Source organism: Gemella massiliensis (assembly GCF_900120125.1).
GTDB classification, from domain to species: Bacteria; Bacillota; Bacilli; order Staphylococcales; family Gemellaceae; genus Gemella; species Gemella massiliensis.
In genome coordinates this window covers 120,197-137,640 of the sequence record NZ_LT635545.1, presented here as the reverse complement: position 1 = coordinate 137,640, position 17,444 = coordinate 120,197, and the positions used below count along the sequence as shown (strand labels likewise).

Annotated in this window: 17 protein-coding genes and 1 riboswitch; of the genes, 14 read left to right on the top strand and 3 right to left on the bottom strand. The window is 31.2% G+C overall.

Annotation, left to right across the window (positions count from 1 at the left end; all coding sequences use genetic code 11):
* Positions 1-3: 3 nt before the first annotated feature.
* Positions 4-1,176, top strand: a complete 1,173-nt coding sequence (dltD, locus tag BQ7358_RS03410) for a D-alanyl-lipoteichoic acid biosynthesis protein DltD (protein WP_062174351.1) — start codon at positions 4-6, stop codon at positions 1,174-1,176.
* 158 nt (positions 1,177-1,334) lie between these two features.
* On the opposite strand, the gene BQ7358_RS03405 is transcribed toward dltD, so the two are convergent.
* Entirely contained in the window at positions 1,335-1,700 is a 366-nt protein-coding gene (locus BQ7358_RS03405; RefSeq protein WP_062174349.1) for a hypothetical protein, read from the bottom strand.
* Positions 1,701-2,057: 357 nt separating this feature from the next.
* On the opposite strand from BQ7358_RS03405, the gene fsa reads away from it, so the two are divergent.
* Positions 2,058-2,711, top strand: coding sequence for a fructose-6-phosphate aldolase (fsa, locus tag BQ7358_RS03400; protein ID WP_062174347.1), 654 nt, complete (start codon positions 2,058-2,060; stop codon positions 2,709-2,711).
* Positions 2,712-2,878: 167 nt separating this feature from the next.
* Here fsa and rpmG read toward each other — a convergent pair whose 3' ends face one another.
* A complete protein-coding gene (gene rpmG, locus BQ7358_RS03395; protein WP_003145675.1) occupies positions 2,879-3,028 on the bottom strand; it encodes a 50S ribosomal protein L33 in 150 nt (49 codons plus the stop codon).
* A 314-nt stretch (positions 3,029-3,342) separates the two neighbouring features.
* Between rpmG and BQ7358_RS03390 the strand changes: the two genes are divergently transcribed.
* From BQ7358_RS03390 to BQ7358_RS08965, 10 genes are all read left to right on the top strand, one after another.
* On the top strand, positions 3,343-4,107 hold the full coding sequence (locus BQ7358_RS03390) for an undecaprenyl pyrophosphate synthase (protein ID WP_062174345.1): 765 nt from the start codon (positions 3,343-3,345) through the stop codon (positions 4,105-4,107).
* Positions 4,097-4,873 (top strand): phosphatidate cytidylyltransferase, encoded by a 777-nt coding sequence (locus tag BQ7358_RS03385; protein WP_062174343.1) that lies wholly within the window; start codon positions 4,097-4,099, stop codon positions 4,871-4,873. Before BQ7358_RS03390 ends, BQ7358_RS03385 begins: the two co-directional genes overlap by 11 nt.
* 20 nt (positions 4,874-4,893) lie before the next feature.
* A complete protein-coding gene (rseP, locus tag BQ7358_RS03380; protein WP_062174341.1) occupies positions 4,894-6,186 on the top strand; it encodes an RIP metalloprotease RseP in 1,293 nt (430 codons plus the stop codon).
* A 193-nt stretch (positions 6,187-6,379) separates the two neighbouring features.
* Entirely contained in the window at positions 6,380-8,641 is a 2,262-nt protein-coding gene (gene gshAB, locus BQ7358_RS03375; RefSeq protein ID WP_072520216.1) for a bifunctional glutamate--cysteine ligase GshA/glutathione synthetase GshB, read from the top strand.
* 563 nt (positions 8,642-9,204) lie between these two features.
* Positions 9,205-10,185 (top strand): mannose/fructose/sorbose PTS transporter subunit IIA, encoded by a 981-nt coding sequence (locus BQ7358_RS03370; RefSeq protein ID WP_062174336.1) that lies wholly within the window; start codon positions 9,205-9,207, stop codon positions 10,183-10,185.
* A 31-nt stretch (positions 10,186-10,216) separates the two neighbouring features.
* On the top strand, positions 10,217-11,023 hold the full coding sequence (locus BQ7358_RS03365; protein WP_062174334.1) for a PTS mannose/fructose/sorbose transporter subunit IIC: 807 nt from the start codon (positions 10,217-10,219) through the stop codon (positions 11,021-11,023).
* 15 nt (positions 11,024-11,038) lie between these two features.
* A complete protein-coding gene (locus BQ7358_RS03360) occupies positions 11,039-11,959 on the top strand; it encodes a PTS system mannose/fructose/sorbose family transporter subunit IID (protein WP_174222365.1) in 921 nt (306 codons plus the stop codon).
* A gap of 161 nt (positions 11,960-12,120) precedes the next feature.
* A riboswitch (purine riboswitch) is annotated at positions 12,121-12,222 on the top strand.
* Between the two features lie 162 nt (positions 12,223-12,384).
* Positions 12,385-13,647, top strand: coding sequence for a nucleobase:cation symporter-2 family protein (locus tag BQ7358_RS03355; RefSeq protein WP_072520215.1), 1,263 nt, complete (start codon positions 12,385-12,387; stop codon positions 13,645-13,647).
* An 87-nt stretch (positions 13,648-13,734) separates the two neighbouring features.
* A complete protein-coding gene (locus BQ7358_RS08970) occupies positions 13,735-14,076 on the top strand; it encodes an MBL fold metallo-hydrolase (RefSeq protein WP_072520214.1) in 342 nt (113 codons plus the stop codon).
* 20 nt (positions 14,077-14,096) lie between these two features.
* A complete protein-coding gene (locus tag BQ7358_RS08965) occupies positions 14,097-14,282 on the top strand; it encodes a hypothetical protein (protein ID WP_231723777.1) in 186 nt (61 codons plus the stop codon).
* Positions 14,283-14,466: 184 nt separating this feature from the next.
* Here the strand turns inward: BQ7358_RS08965 and BQ7358_RS03340 are convergent, their stop codons facing one another.
* Positions 14,467-15,408, bottom strand: coding sequence for a LysR family transcriptional regulator (locus BQ7358_RS03340; protein ID WP_156439987.1), 942 nt, complete (start codon positions 15,406-15,408; stop codon positions 14,467-14,469).
* Between the two features lie 163 nt (positions 15,409-15,571).
* Between BQ7358_RS03340 and BQ7358_RS03335 the strand changes: the two genes are divergently transcribed.
* Both BQ7358_RS03335 and BQ7358_RS03330 read left to right on the top strand, forming a co-directional pair.
* Entirely contained in the window at positions 15,572-16,228 is a 657-nt protein-coding gene (locus tag BQ7358_RS03335) for an RraA family protein (protein ID WP_062174324.1), read from the top strand.
* A gap of 14 nt (positions 16,229-16,242) precedes the next feature.
* Positions 16,243-17,439: a hypothetical protein gene (locus BQ7358_RS03330; protein ID WP_062174322.1), complete on the top strand. Its 1,197-nt coding sequence runs from the start codon at positions 16,243-16,245 to the stop codon at positions 17,437-17,439.
* Positions 17,440-17,444 lie beyond the last annotated feature (5 nt).

Sequence of the window (17,444 nt, the reverse complement as noted above, 5' to 3'; positions counted from 1 at the left end):
AATATGGCGAAATTAAAAGCATTTATTTTAGCTGTTGTATTAGTTGCACTGTCCTTAACGATGTTAAAATGTACTTATATAAAAAAAATAGAAAATTATTATAAAGTGGAGGATAATAGAGTTCGTTATAATATTTCAGCGGAAAAATATAAAAGTTATGATATATTAACAAAAAATATGACAAAAAATACCACCGTTTTATTAGGTTCATCGGAATTAACGGCAACGATTAATGAAAAGTATCATCCCAAAAATATTTTTAATTATAATGATTTTAATATAATGCAAATAGGTGTAGGAAATTCACAAAATATTATTCATGCGGCAACATTGGGTTCAATAGGAAATGCTATACCTAACAATAAGGTTGTTATGATTGAATCTATTCAGTGGTTTGATAATAAAAACGGTATTCAAAAAGATGCTTTTATCTCCAAAATTTCTGAAGAACACGTTTTTAATACTATGAATAATCCAAAAATAATGAAGAAAACAAAAGAAAAATTTATTAACCGTGTTATAGAATTAGCATCAAACAATAAGGAAATGGCTAAAAAATTTGAAAGTTATAAAAAATATTTTATAGATAACAAAGGTAGCGGTATTACTAGAAAATTTTTAGAATTAGATAATTATATTACCGGTTTTAAAACAAAATATAAGTTTTATAAAAATAACAGCATTGAAAATTATTCATTAAACGGAGCTGTAACACCGAAGTATAATTGGGAAGAACTTAAAGAACATTTTACAAATGAGGCTAAAAAACAAACAAGTAATAATGAATACGCTATAGAAAATAGTTATTATGATAAATATATCCGTAATAAGTACGAAAGTTTAAAAGATATTTCAAAAAATACGATGTATAATGATTCACCGGAGTATAAAGATTTAGATATATTTATCTCCATTGCCAAAGATTTAGGTATTGAATTACGTTTTGCACTTTTTCCATCAAATGGTAAATGGAATGATTATACAGGAATTACTAAAGAACGTCGAAAAGTTGCTTATGATAATATAAAAAGAATTGCTAAAGAAAATAATATAGAAATTTTTGATTATAGTAATAAAGAGTACGAAAAATATTTTTTATATGATACTATGCATTTAGGTTGGAGAGGATGGATAGACTTTGAACGAGATTTATACAATTTTGCAAAAAAAACTTAATGGTAAGTATAGCTTTTTATTGTGGACGATATTTTTCTATGCAGTTCTTATGATAATAATTATTTATTGTTTTATGACGGACTTTTCTAATGTAAAGGAGTTTGTTTACAGCAATTTTTAAAATAAAAGAACTAGAAGAAAACAATACATTGCATTGTTTAACTTCTAGTTTTCTTTTGTTTTTTAGTTTTTTTTCTAAGTTGTCCGATTAGAAAACCCACACCTTGACCGCAAAGGCTAAAGAAGATATATCCTAAACCATAAATTAAAATATCAAAATTCAATATAATTGTACATGATATTAAATAAAAAATTCCAATTATAAGTGAAAAGATATAGCTGAAATCAAGTTTGCTATACGCATATAAGAACGATATACAAAAACTTACAATAGGATATATAAAAATAAGTAATAAAATAATCATCCCGGATTTATTTGATATAAAATATGAACACAATGGTAAGATAATAAATAAAAAGAAAGAAAAAATCAAGTATGGTACTTTTTCTAAAAACTTCTGCATAATGCTCCTCCTAAATATAGACTTATTCTATCATATATTGAAATAAAAAACAAATGTAATCGGCTGTTTAATGGGAATAGACTGAGAATATCAATATATAAATTATGGATTATATAAGTTTATAGTATCTCTAATATAGAAATAGATATTTCATTATTAATAATTACAGTATATTAATAAAGTTAAAATTTCAGTTTGATTTTTAAAAGATAAATTTACCAATATAAAAAATAATATAATAATTTTATGATATTATTAAGGATTAGAAATAAAAAATATTATGCACAATAATAAGATTTGAAATAGCTTTCAACGTATGATAAGATATATAAGTAGTACATGAAAGGAGATAAAATAATGAAATTTTTTATAGATACTGCTAATGTAGATGATATTCGTCTGGCAAATGATTTAGGTGTAGTTTGTGGAGTAACTACCAATCCATCATTAATCGCAAAAGAGGGAAGAAACTTTGAAGACGTTATTAAAGAAATTACAGAAATAGTAGACGGTCCAATTAGTGGAGAAGTAAAAGCGACAACTGAACATTGGGAAGATATGGTAAAAGAAGCACGAGAAATTGCTAAAATTCATCCGAATATGGTTGTAAAAATTCCGATGACAGAAGACGGGCTACGTGCTGTAAAGATATTAAAATCAGAAGGTATAAAAACAAATGTAACTCTTATTTTCAGCGCCAATCAAGCATTATTAGCCGCACGAGCAGGGGCGACTTATGTTAGTCCGTTTTTAGGGCGTTTAGATGATATTTCACACAACGGTTTATTGTTAATTGAGGAAATTGTAGAAATTTTCGCCAATAATGACTTAGATACAGAAATTATTGCGGCTAGCGTTCGTAATCCGATTCATGTAGTCGAGTGTGCAAAACTTGGCTGTGATATTGCCACAGTACCATATAAAGTAATAAAACAGATGATTGCTCATCCATTAACAGAAATCGGTATAGAAAAATTCAAACAAGACTATAAAAAAGTATTTGGAGAATAGTGAATATTAGTTAAGTGATAACTAATAAATAAGGCAACTAGTTAAGCTTTATTAGATAGTAAGAAAAAATAAACCTTTAAAAAAACCGGCATATGCCCAGAAATTTGGGCATAGAGTATAAAACAAAAAGCCTTAAACGTTTATACTTTAAGGCTTTTCTAACTTTATTATTTAGTTTCTCTGTGTAAAGTCACTTTTTTTAATCTTGGACAGTATTTTTTAAGTTCAATACGATCCGGATTATTTCTTTTATTCTTTTTAGTAATGTAGTTTCTATCACCACATTCAGTACAAGCTAATGTTACATTTACGCGCATGAATATAACCTCCTATAAAATTTATCTTAACAACTTTTTCATACAACAGAAATTATTATACCACTACTTTAATCATTTTTCCAGCATAAAGTGTAATTTTTTAGAAAAACTTATCGTTTTATTTAAAATCATATTTGATTATTATAGTTATTAATTTATTTATATACCACTTTTAAAACAGTAAAACAAATTCTTTATTGTAATTTATAAATGTACAAACTTCATTTTTCAATATTAAGTTGTGATTATATCGTATTTAGTTTGTTGCTTAGTTGTATTTATGGTATAATATGTTGTGTTGCACAGGAGGTTATATGTTTGAATTTTTAAAGAAAAATAAACCTGAAATTAAAACAGAAAATGAAAAACTAAAAAAAATCCCAACACATGTTGCTATTATTATGGATGGAAATGGTCGTTGGGCTAAAAAAAGAAATATGCCACGTATCAAAGGGCATTATGAGGGTATGCAAACCGTAAAAAAAATTACTAAATATGCTTCAAAATTAGGAATAAAATATTTAACGTTATATGCGTTTTCTACGGAGAATTGGGCGAGGCCGAAAGAAGAAGTAAGTTATTTGATGGATCTACCGGAGAAAATGTTCAGTAGCTTTATGCCTGAATTAATGGAAAATAATGTTAAGATTAAAGTTATCGGTGTAGTTGAACAATTACCAGAAAATACTCAAAAAGCGGTGTTGAATGCTATTGAGCAGACAAAGGATAATACAGGACTGCATTTGATTTTTGCTTTAAATTACGGTTCTAAAGATGAAATAGTTTCGGCAGTAAAAAAAATAGCAAGTGATGTAAAAAATGAAAAGTGTGATATTAGTGATATTAATGCAGATATAATCAGTAATAATCTTTATACAAAAGGGACGCCGGATCCGGATTTATTAATAAGAACATCCGGGGAACAGCGTATTTCAAATTTTTTGTTATGGCAAATAGCGTATAGTGAATTTCTTTTTACCAAAGTTGCATGGCCGGATTTCACTGAAGCGGAGTTTTATAATGCACTATTGGTATATCAGAGTAGAGATAGACGATTTGGAGGTCTTAATGAAAACTAGAGTAAAAACGGCGATAGTTGCCTTAATTATTTTTGTACCATTATTATATCTGGGTAATTGGTATTTCAAATATACGACGTCAATACTTGGGATATTGGCTATGTATGAAATAAATAAAATGACATTTAAAAAAATAAACAATTCAGTATTATTAATTAGTGTGATAGCCGGAGCAATTATTTATACTAATTATCCCTTGCCGGCTGTTTATTTTTATAGTGTATTCTTTTTAATCGGCATAGCTTTTTTAATGACAGTAGTAATAAGTGGACATAAGATAAAACTCACTGAAATTGGTGTTATTATATTTCTAACTGCTTATGTTTTTGTTGGTTTTTATAGTCTATTTATGTTACGTGAGTTAGGCTTATCATATGTACTATATTTGTTGTTTACAATTTGGGTAACTGATAGTTTTGCTTATATAGGCGGAATGAAGTTCGGAAAAAATAAAATTTCACCAAATATTAGCCCGAATAAATCAATAGAAGGTTCTGTAATTGGTAGTCTATCATCAATTGTAGTAGCGTTATTATTTTACTTTATGACAACTATATTTACTAATATAGTTATGGCTGTTATAATCACATTGGTAATTAGCGCCATTGGACAGATAGGTGATTTAATAGAGTCAGCTTACAAACGTGAATGTGGTGTAAAAGATAGTAGTAATTTATTACCGGGGCATGGCGGAATTTTTGATCGTTTTGACTCCGTAATATTGGCAGCACCATGCTTAGCATTGTTGCTTAATTTAATAGCATAGTTTATAGAAGGGAGTATTAGATGCAAGGAATAATCGCATTTATATTAATATTTTTTGTTGTTGTAACAATACATGAGTTCGGTCATTTTATAGTTGCAAAACGTTCCGGTATTTTATGTCAAGAGTTTGCAATAGGAATGGGGCCGAAGATTTTCCATAAAAAAATAGGAGAAACAAACTTTACAATTCGTTTACTACCAATTGGCGGTTATGTTAAGATGCCCGATAATGTTTTTGATTTTAACAATGATGTATCACCATATGATTTAAAAAAAGGTATGCACGTTAGTTTAAAATTAGATAATAATGATAAAGTTGAGAAAATTATTCTTGATAAAACAAATGATGTTGACTTATTACCAATTGAATTAAACGATTTTGAATTAACTGAACAATTATTTATTGAAGGTTTTGTTGGGGAAGCTATTGAAAGATATAGTGTAAGAAAAGATGCTTGTGTAGTTTTTAATGGAATGGAAGAACAAATCGCACCCATTGAGCGTATGTTTTCATCACATTCATGGGGGAAAAAATTCTGGACACTATTTGCAGGCCCGTTAATGAACTTTGTTTTAGCACTGGCGATATTTTTAGGAATATCTTTGTATAGCGGCGTTCCAACTAACAGTACACGTCTGGGAGAATTAGCAACCAATTATCCCGCTGCTTCGGCAGGTTTAAAATCCGGTGATGTAGTTACTGAGGTTAATGGAGAAAAAGTATCAACATGGGCTGAAATGACAAGTAAAGTTATTGCTTCTAACGGTAGTGAATTAACACTAAAAGTAGTGTGTGACGGTCAAACACAAGAAATTAAAGTAACTCCGAAAGAAGATACAACGATAAAAAAAGGCAAAGAAGTAAAAACATACAAGTTAGGTATTAATCCTGCCTATGAGAGAGATTATCTAAGAGCTATCAAAAACGGCTTTTCTCAGACATTGTATTACGGAACGATGATTTTTACAGGTATTGTTAACTTATTTGTTTCAATATTTAGAGGGGGATTTAGTCTAAATCAACTAGGAGGGCCGGTGGCAATTTATGAAATGTCCAGCGCGGCTGCTCAGAGTGGGTTAATTACAACATTGCGTTGGACAGGAATACTAAGTGTAAACTTAGGACTTATGAATTTAATTCCGATACCGGTGTTGGATGGCGGTCGTATTGTTTTCGTTATTTACGAAGCAATATTTAAAAAACCGATTAATAAGAAGGCTCAATATTACATGACTGTTGCATTTGGTTTATTGTTAATGGCATTAATGTTGGCAGTTACATGGAATGATATTCAACGACTGTTTGGAAAATAAAGCAACTCCTCTTAGACAGTTGATTTTCAAAGTTAGATAAATATTTATACAAAGAATTTAGTTCTATACTGAACAGAACTAAATTCTTTTAGTTTTTTGTTATTACACAAAGTTTGGTACTAATTTCTATTATATTTTAGTTATTTGTGATAATATGGTAACTAATCAAATTACTTTATAAAGGATGAGTATTATGAATATTAGAAAAATTGTTAAAGAAAATAACCTTGAGGAATTGTTTAATGCTGTAAAAATTGGCATAGAAAAAGAAGGCCAACGAGTTCTGGAAAGTGGTGATATTTCTAAAACAGGTCATCCTAAAACATTCGGAATAAGACAAAAACATCCATATATTCAAACAGATTTTGCAGAATCTCAGATAGAGCTTATCACTTCACCTGAAAACTCTGAAAAAAATGTACTTCGTTATCTGGCGGCAATACATGAAGTTGTTTTAAAAAATCTTCCTAAAGATGAATTTATATGGCCGCTTAGTATTCCGGTAAAATTACCTAATGAAGAAGATATTAAGGTAGCGCAGTTTGAAGATAAATGGGATGTAGAATATAGAGAGTATTTAGTAAAAAAATACGGGAAATATAAACAAATGGTTTCGGGTATTCATTATAATTTTCAGTTATCTGATAATTTAATGAAGTCTATAGCTGATATTGAAAAAAAAGATATAGTAGATGTAAAAAATAATATTTATATGAAATTGGCTCGTCAATTTATTCGCTATCAGTGGCTACTTGTTTATTTATACGGTGCAAGTCCGTTAGTAGAGGATAAGTATTATTATAATAGTAATGATAAACCGAAAGATTATGTAAGAAGTATAAGAATGAGCCGTTTTGGTTATGTCAATGATGAAGATATTGTTGTATCTTATAACTCTTTAGAAGAGTATATTGATAATATAGTATCTTATGTAGAAACCGGAAAACTCATTGCAGAAAAAGAGTTCTACTCTAGCGTCCGTTTTAGAGGAGAAGATACTGTAAAAAAATTTTTAAATAACGGTATTAAGTATATAGAATTTAGACTATTCGACTTAAATCCGTATGCTCCTTTCGGAATTTTGGGAAAAGATATTCGTTTTATTCATTTATTTATTAAAACTTTAGTATGGTTAGATGAAAAAAATGCTGTTAAATCGGTAGAAATAGGAAAAGAGTACAGTGAGAAGATAGCTTTGGCGCACCCTTTGTCAAAACCTGAGTATTTAGAAGAAGGTTTGGAACTTTTGGATAATATGAAGGAAATGGTTAAAGAGCTAAAATTATCGGAAGCAGACTTAACTCTTATTGAAGAAAAAGAAAATGAATTAATAGATTCAACACTCACAATAGGCGGCAGATTGGTTAGAGATTATAAAAATACTTCACCGCTGGAGGTGGGAATGAAACTTGCAAAAAAATATAAAAAGCAAGCAACGGAAAATTATTATTCACTAAAGGCATTTGAAAATATGGAACTATCTACCCAAGCGTTAATAGAAGACGCAATAAGAAATGGAATTAAAGTTGATATTATTGATGAAAATGACCAATTTATACGTCTGGAGTGGAATAATCAGGTGGAGTATGTTAAAAACGGAAATATGACAAGTAGAGATAGTTATATTTCACCACTTATTATGGAAAATAAGATAGTTACGAAAAAAATTCTCGCTGAGCAAGGCTTTAGAGTACCTAAAGGGTATGAAGTATCAACTTTAGATGATGCTGTTATGGTATTTAATTATATAAAAAATAAACCTGTTGTCATTAAACCTAAAAGTACAAATTTTGGATTAGGAATTACCATTTTTAAGTATGGGATAAATGATATAGAAACCTATTCAGAAGCGATTAATTTAGCGCTAAAAGAAGATAAAGATGTAATAATTGAAGAATTTATCGAAGGAACGGAATATCGCTTTTTTGTAATCGAGGGTAAAACAAAGGCTGTTTTACTTAGAGTTCCGGCTAATGTTGTTGGTGATGGAGTTCATACAATAGAAGAGTTGGTAGAAATAAAAAATAACAGTTCATTACGTGGTGATGCCAAAAAAACACCTCTAAAAAAATTGGAGCTTGGCGAAATAGAACAGTTGCAATTAAAAGAGCAAGGGTTAACGATACATACAGTTTTGAAAAAAGGACAAGTAGCAAACTTAAGAGAAAATTCCAATATTAGTACCGGTGGTGATTCTATAGATATGACAGATGAAGTTCACAGCAGTTATAAAAAGTTAGCTGTAAAAATTTCGGATGCCATGTTAGCAAAAGTGTGTGGCGTGGATTTAATAATACCAGATATAAAATCGGAAGTAGATAACAATAATTATGGAGTGATAGAAGCAAACTTTAATCCTATGATGATGATGCATATTTATCCATATAAAGGTAAATCACGAAGATTATCACTTGATGTTTTGAGAATGCTTTTTCCGGATAAAAATATAATATAAAAATAGGGGTTTATCTAAAGTTAAAAATTTAATAGAATTTACTTATTAGCAGACAGATGCAGTAGTTCGTTAATTTTAAACTATTTAAAAAGTTTTTCAAAACTAACGAATTGTGTGGGAGCGACTTAATAAAATCAATTTCTAATGGAATTATGATTTTTGAGTTGCTCCTATTTCTATATTTTATATTATTATTGTTATGGGTATATATAAAGTAAAAATATATTTTTATCTACATATTGATGTAAAATATAAAAATAGTATATAGTGAAAAAATGAAAATAAAATTTTCTTAATGTATTTCTTATTTTAAATTTTGATAATTATAAACAAGATAATTTAGTTATTAACATGATGAAAAACAAATTATAACTAAGATTATTTAACATTTATAATGTAAAAATATTAATTAGTAAAAAAATAAACATTAGAAATCGTATTCAATGTTTGAAATGACTAAAATACAAACATTTACAAACGTTATGTAAAATGATATAATTTATGTTGTATACAAAGGTGTACACGTCATATTAAATTAATTTATAAATAAAGGAGGTACTAGGATGGTAGGAATTATCATCGCAAGTCACGGTGAATTTGCTGCTGGTATTAAGCAATCGGGAACTATGATTTTCGGAGAACAAGAAAAAGTAGAAACTGTTGTATTTATGCCAAACGAAGGCCCGGAAGACTTGCAAAGAAAACTTCAAGAAGCTACAAAAAAAGTAGATTCTGAAGAAATTCTTTTCCTTGTAGATTTATGGGGTGGAAGTCCATTTAATCAAGCGAATAAACTGTTTGAAGAAGCCCCGGAAAAAAGAGCTATCGTCGCAGGTCTTAACTTGCCAATGTTGATTGAAGCATATGCAAGTAGATTAACAATGACAACTGCACACGAGATAGCCAAAGCTATCGCTCCAACAGCGATTGACGGTGTGAAAGTTCGCCCTGAAGAACTTCAACCGAAACAAGAGCCGGTTAAACAACAATCGGTTGCACAAAGCACTATTCCGGAAGGGACGGTTTTGGGTGACGGCAAAATTAAATTTGTACTGGCACGTATTGATACACGTTTACTACACGGACAAGTAGCGACTAACTGGACAAAATCTACAAATCCTAACAGAATTATTATTGTATCAGATTCAGTATCAAAAGATGAATTGCGTAAAAAACTTATTGAGCAAGCAGCTCCTCCCGGAGTACGTGCTCACGTAATTCCATTAGATAAACTTGTTCAAGTGTATAATGATCCGCGTTTTGGAGATACTAAAGCGTTATTGTTATTTGAAACACCGCAAGACGCATTAACAGTTATTGAAAAAGGTGTAGAAATTCCTGAATTAAATATCGGTTCAATGGCACACTCTGTAGGAAAAGTTCAAATTAATAATGTTTTATCATTAGATCAAGATGATGTAGATGTCTATAAAAAACTTCGTGATTTAGGTGTCAAATTTGATGTTCGTAAAGTATTGAGCGATAGCCCGGTAGATTTATTCAAATTAATTGAAGCAAAATCAAACGAAGGTTTAAAATTATAATTTAATTATGTATTTATATTAGGAGGACACAATGGATTTTAATATTCTTTCAGTGATTTTAGTCCTTGTAGTTGCTTTTTTAGCAGGTATGGAAAGTATCTTAGATCAATTCCAATTCCATCAACCAATTATTGCATGTTCGCTAATCGGTTTGGCTACGGGACATTTAACAGAATGTATCATTTTAGGTGGTGCGTTACAATTACTAGCTTTGGGATGGGCAAATATCGGTGCAGCTGTTGCACCAGATGCAGCATTGGCATCAGTAGCATCAGCGATTATTTTTGTAAAAGCTGCTAATTTTTCTGCTGATGGACGTAACATTGCGATTGCAGCAGCTATCACATTAGCAACAGTAGGATTAGTATTAACAATGGCAGTTCGTACATTGGCGGTGGTAATAGTACACCGTGCTGATAGTGCGGCAGAAAACGGTAATTTTGCGGGAGTTCAATTCTGGCATTATGTAGCATTATGTATGCAAGGATTACGTGTAGCAATTCCGGCAGGTTTACTAATGTTTATTCCGTCAGAAGCGGTTAAAAGTGGTTTAGAGGCACTACCGGAATGGTTCTCAAAAGGTATGACTATCGGTGGTGGTATGGTAGTAGCAGTAGGTTTCGCTATGGTAATTAATCTAATGGCGACAAAAGAAGTATGGCCATTCTTCTTCTTAGGTTTTGCATTAGCACCGTTAAAAGAATTGACACTTATTGCGACAGGTATTATCGGATTATGTATCGCTATTGTTTACCTAAATCTTTCTAATAGAAAAGGTGGTGGCGGTGGATCTGCCTCATCAGGTGATCCATTAGGTGATATATTAAATGATTATTAGTAGGAGGAACGAATAATGGAGAGAAAAGTTACATTAAGTAAAAAAGATCGTCGTAGCGTTATGTTGCGTTCTCAGTTCCTTCAAGGATCATGGAACTATGAACGTATGCAAAATGGTGGTTGGGCATTCGCTCTAATCCCGGCACTTAAAAAATTATATCCGAATAAAGAAGATGCAACTCAAGCATTAAAACGTCATTTAGAATTTTTTAACACACACCCATATATTGCAGCACCTATCCTTGGGGTAACACTTGCTCTTGAGGAAGATCGTGCAAATGGTGCGGAAATTGATGATGCAGCTATCCAAGGTGTTAAGGTCGGAATGATGGGGCCGTTAGCCGGTATTGGAGATCCTGTATTTTGGTTTACAGTTCGACCAATTTTAGGAGCTATTGCAGCGTCACTAGCTTTAGGTGGTTCTATTTTAGGACCTTTGTTATTCTTTATCGCATGGAATGCTATACGTATAGGTTTCCTATGGTATACACAGGAATTTGGTTACAAAAAAGGTTCAGAAATTACTAGTGACCTTTCAGGCGGTATCTTACAAAAAGTTACAAAAGGTGCATCAATTCTTGGTATGTTCGTAATGGGTATTTTAGTTCAACGTTGGACTAATATCAGCTTCCCGTTAGTAGTATCAAAAGTACCGTTAGATGATAAGGCATTTATTCATTTCCCTGGAGAAAAAGAACATATTACAGGTGGTGTACTTCAAGATATTATTACAAAAGTGCAAAGTGGAGAATATTCTTTAACACCGGAAAAAGTAACAACATTGCAAGATAACTTAAACCAACTTATTCCGGGCTTTGCGGCATTACTATTAACATTCGTATGTATGTGGCTATTAAAACGTAAAGTAAGCCCAATCATAATAATCTTCGGATTGTTCGCATTAGGTATTTTAGCACATGTAGCCGGAGTAATGTAGAAATATTAAATATAGACCATTTATAATTAGAATTTCAAGTCTGATTATAAATGGTTTTATAAATTATAGCAGTCTATCATAAGAATAAATTAAAGATTTATAGGATATAAATTTTAAAAATATGACTGTTATCTCTTGCAAATAGTAAGAAAAATTGATATTATAACTAAATGTATATAGCACATATAAAGGCAAGAATACGGCTTGCAAGTTTCTACCATCTGACCTTAAATTAGATGACTATGGGCATTTTTTATATTATATTTTATTTAATAACTTTAAATTGAATATATTAAGAAACTAAAGAAAATTGCCTACTTTTATTTAAAGGGGCGATTTTTTATTTTAATATATTATTATTAAATTTTATAAAAAATTTTCATAAGGTATTATTTGTGTTACAAAAACTATAAGGAGATATTATTTTGAAAACATTTATTTTGAGTTTACAACACGTACTTGCTATGTATGCGGGAGCTGTTATTGTTCCCATTATTGTAGCAGCGGGGCTAGGACTTTCTTCTGAACAGACAACATATTTAGTTTCTGTTGATATATTTATGTGTGGAGTTGCAACTTTTCTACAAGTTTATAAAGGTAAATTTGTCGGTATTGGGTTACCGGTTGTTCTCGGTTGTACTTTTACAGCAGTAGCACCGATGATCTCTATTGGAAAAAATTTCGGGCTTGCTACAATGTATGGAGCAATTTTTATTTCAGGATTGGTTGTTGTTCTTATATCACCGTTTTTTGCTAAAGTGGCTAAGTTGTTTCCACCCGTAGTAACCGGTAGTGTAGTGACAATTATTGGAATTACTTTAGTTCCGGTAGCGATGAATTATATAGCCGGAGGGCAGGGATCAGCTGATTTTGGGAATCCTAAAAATATTCTATTGGCATTTGTAACATTGATTATTATTTTAATAATTTATAAATTTACAACAGGATTTATTCATTCAATAGCTATTTTATTAGGTCTTGTAATAGGGACAGTGTTGGCAAATTTTATGGGAATGGTAAGTTTTGCAGAAGTAGGTCAAGCCGGATGGTTTCAACATCCTACGCCGTTTAAATTTTCGGGATTTGAATTTAAGAGCAGTGCCATTTTAACCTTTGTTATTGTTGGAATAGTAAGCATGATAGAATCTACGGGGGTATATTATGCACTTGGAAATATTTGCGATAAAAAAATTGGAGAGCAAGATTTAAGAAGAGGATATTTAGCAGAAGGATTAGCAGTAATGTTAGGTTCAAGCGTCAACGCCTTTCCATATACTACATACTCTCAAAATGTCGGACTTGTTCAAATTTCCGGAGTAAAGAGCAAAAAAGTAATGTATGTTATGGTATTATTGTTACTAGTGTTTGGTTCAATACCGAAAATTGGGGCATTAGCAACCATAGTACCTCAGCCGGTTCTTGGTGGTGCGATGATTAGTATGTTTGGAATGGTACTCGCTTATGGGGTAAAAATGTTGGGGAGTACAGATTTTGCAAAGCAAGAAAATCTAATGATTATTGCCTGTTCGGTAGGATTAGGATTAGGAGTTACAACAGTACCGACAGCTTTTGCCAAACTACCGGAGTTTATAAGAGTATTTACGGATAGTGGAATAGTATTGGGAACGATTGTCGCAATTGTAATGAATTTAGTATTTAATAGAAAAAGTAAAGTTAAAAATAAATAGGAAAAATTTATAATTGAAGCAGGAATTATAAATTAATTATAGATTAGAAAAAGAAGTTTAGCTATTTTAAAAAAGTTATTTTTTGTATTGATAAATTTTATTTTAGGTTATAAAATATATTTAATAATTTACAGAGATGGTAATAAAGCTATAAAAATACATATATTACATATCGGGAGAGTAATCGTTGATGAAGCATTGTCATTTTATAAAAAAGGAGAAAATAAAATAGCGTGGACGGGGATATTTCGCTCAAAAAAACAACAAATTTCTATTCTGGTTTCAATTTACTTGATAGAACACCCAAAAGGATTAATTCTAATTGATACAGGATGGCATATTAATAATAGAACACATCAAATAAAAAATTTGTTATTTCAATATCCGGTCATAGTAAGGGATTATGTGCAACAAAAGTTAAAAGTTTGAATGATGAACACTATGTATTATTGGCGTCGAATGCGGGTTATGCAGCACGTTCGTGGGAAGAAAACTTAACACCGGGTGTTGTCGAAAATAGAGAACAAGCACAAAAATCACTTGATTGGGTTAAAACTCATACAATAAATGAAAATTGTATTGAAGTATTAGCAAATCATGATGATAAAGTAGAACCGCATATTATACGGTTATAGAAGTATAATAGCACATAAAGATATTGCAAAATAACTAATTATTAATTATTTAACGAAAAGAGAATACTGTAAGTAAGATAATATTTTGAAGATAAAAAATAATATTGAAGATGAGATAGATTGGATAAAATTTATCTCATCTATTTTTTAATTTAAAATAATTTTTAAAAAAATCGTAGCTAATTTAATCGTTTAACATCCAATTTTCAAAAGAACAGATATTTTCATCATCAGAAATAAATGAAGTTAATTCTTGTTCAAACTCTTCAATCAGCTTTGAATTATTTACATTTGGATATGGGTTTCTAATAATATAGCAAATCCGAGGAGGCGGTGGGGTTGTTAATGTGAAAAAAGTCAGATTAGGATTAGAACGCATGGCGCCGTTGATTACGGACATTGGTGCAACTCCCCAACTGTCATCTTGAATGTATCGTTGAAGCATGGAACCGGTATTAATGCTTAAGGCAGGGTGGCAAGATGGGTTGAAATGAAGGTCGTGCCAACTTTTATAATCTAACCCCCAGTTCAGTAAAACTTCTTTTTCGGTAGGTAACTCACCACAGTCCATATCGTTATGATAAGGGCTGTTTTTGCTACAGATGAGATACATAAGTTCTCGATAAATAGGTTTACTAACAACATCAGGATAGTTAATTCTTGAAAAGACAAAACCTATGTCAGCAATGCGGTCTTCCACCAATGAATATATCTCAGAAGAATGGTGAGTTCTTATATTCAGACGAATATTTGGATGTGTGGACATGAATTTTTTAAAAAATGATACGAAAGTATAGTTGTTCACTGCATCCACACTGGCGATTGTTAAAGTTTGTATATTTTCAATATCTTTTAGATGTTGGGTGTCCTTCCAAAGAGAAGCCCATTGGCTTGCAATTGGAATGAATGAATGTCCATAATTTGTAAGTTCCACTCTCCTATGACCTTTGTTTCGTATTAAAAGTTGTACTCCTAATTCATTTTCAAGTTGTTGAAGTCTTGAAGAAACTGTTGATTGTGATACATACAAATACTTTGCAGCAGCTGAAATACTTCCGTAAGTAACAGTTGTTAAAAAAGTTTCTATTTGTTCATAAAACATTTTTATATTCTCCTTCGTTTTCACATTTATTTTCGTTTTATAAATAACGAATTTATTGATATTTTATATCAAAAATATCTGTTTTACAAGTAATATATTATATGATATATTAAAATCATAGAAAAACAAAACTCAGAATACAGTACTGAACCTTGAAAATTATTATTAAAACAAAGGAGTTACCATTATGGAACAAAAACAATTAATCGCAGCTATAAAAAAAGTGGATACAGCCAGTATTTCAGATGCAATGGATAAACTAGGGATTTCTTGTGGTTTACTAGGAATTCAAGCGGTTGCCGGTGGGAATAAAATCTGTGGAGAAGCATTTACGGTTCATTATATCCCCTGTGGACTAGAAAAAGGCAATGTAGGAGATTTTATTGATGATGTAGAACCTGGGCAGGTTGTGGTCATTGATAATGGCGAACGAACTTATTGCACAGTATGGGGAGATATTATGACCTATACAGCAAAAACAAAGGGAATTGAAGGAACGGTGATTGATGGTGTCTGTCGTGATGTTGACGGTATCAAAGAATTAGATTATGGAGTTTATACAAAGGGTAAATATATGGTTACAGGAAAGGAACGTGTAACGGTCGATGCGGTGAATATTCCGATTGCTATTTCCGGAGTTCAAGTTCGCCCGGGGGATATTATTCTTGGAGATGATTCGGGTGTATTAGTAATTCCAAAAGAACGAGCAGAAGAAGTTCTTGTAATTGCTAAACATATTGAAGAAGTAGAACAAAAGATTATTGCTGAAGTAAAAAATGGTAGTACTTTGAAAGTAGCACGTGAAAGATTCGGCTATCATAATCTACAATCTAAGAATAAATAAAAGGAGGGATTTTTATGGTAGCAACATCTCGTAAAAAAACGGCAGCAATTCTTTCGCTTTCTGCCATCATGTACACTGCATATGTTGGTCCGGGCTTTGCTTCAGGAACACAGACGGTTTCTTATTTTAACAATAAAGGATGGATTGGTATTTTTCTCGGCCCAGCATTAGCAGGTTTGTTATGCTTTGTTTTTAGTATTCTTCTCTTTGAAGTTAATCGAATTTATCAACCGGTGTCTTATAGAGATGCCTATAACACTATTTATCGACCTAAAAGATTGCAACTTTTTTTCGGAACTTTTAAAGAAATTCAGGTTATTTCAGTTGTTCTGATTGCCTTATCAGCACAAATTTCCACAACAGCAATTCTGTTAAATCAGATATTTGGCGTGCCAAGAATTATTGGAACTATTGGTTTTTGTATTCTAGTGTTGCTGTTTGCACTCTTAGGGGCTGGAGTTCTTCGTAAGATGGGAGCTATCTTTGGAATTGCCGTATTATTAGTTTGTGCAGGAGTAGCAATTATCTGTCTTAAAAATGCTATCCCTCTTGCTAATAATTATTTGGAAGAACATATTTCCTATACATCTTATGGGTTTTCAGCATCGCAAGCCTGGTTTTCGATGTTGACTATTGTTGTCTTTTTCATGAATGGTTATGATGCCTGTGTACCGGCATCACGAGGTGTTCTAAAAACGAGAAAAGATATTATCTTACAATCTACTGTAACTGCAGTGCTATGTGCAGGTTCTACTATGATTTTTACATATATCTTTTCTGCAGGAATGCCGGATATTATGAAAGAAGACATTCCAACACTTTGGGCAATTGACACACTTTCAAACTCCGGAAATTTTTCTAAAATTTTATATGCTATATTTGCCATTGGTGCTATGGTTTCAAGCTCGGTTGCCTTTATATTTACAGTTTGTAATCGTTTTGAGCCATTGCTTGCAAAGAAATGGAAAAACAGTAGTATTTCAGTACGAAAATTTTTAATTGCTATAATTTTTGTATTGATTTGTACATTTGGATCAAGCCTAGGTTTGATTAATATTATTAAATACGGTTATGGTGGATTTACAATGATAGTAGGACCTGTTATGTTGATACCATTAATCGTGAGCGTTCCATATAGACTATGGAAAGATAAAAAAGATGGAATTCTTGATGAAAATTACACATTGATTACAAAAACTTCAGAAAGGTAGGGAAA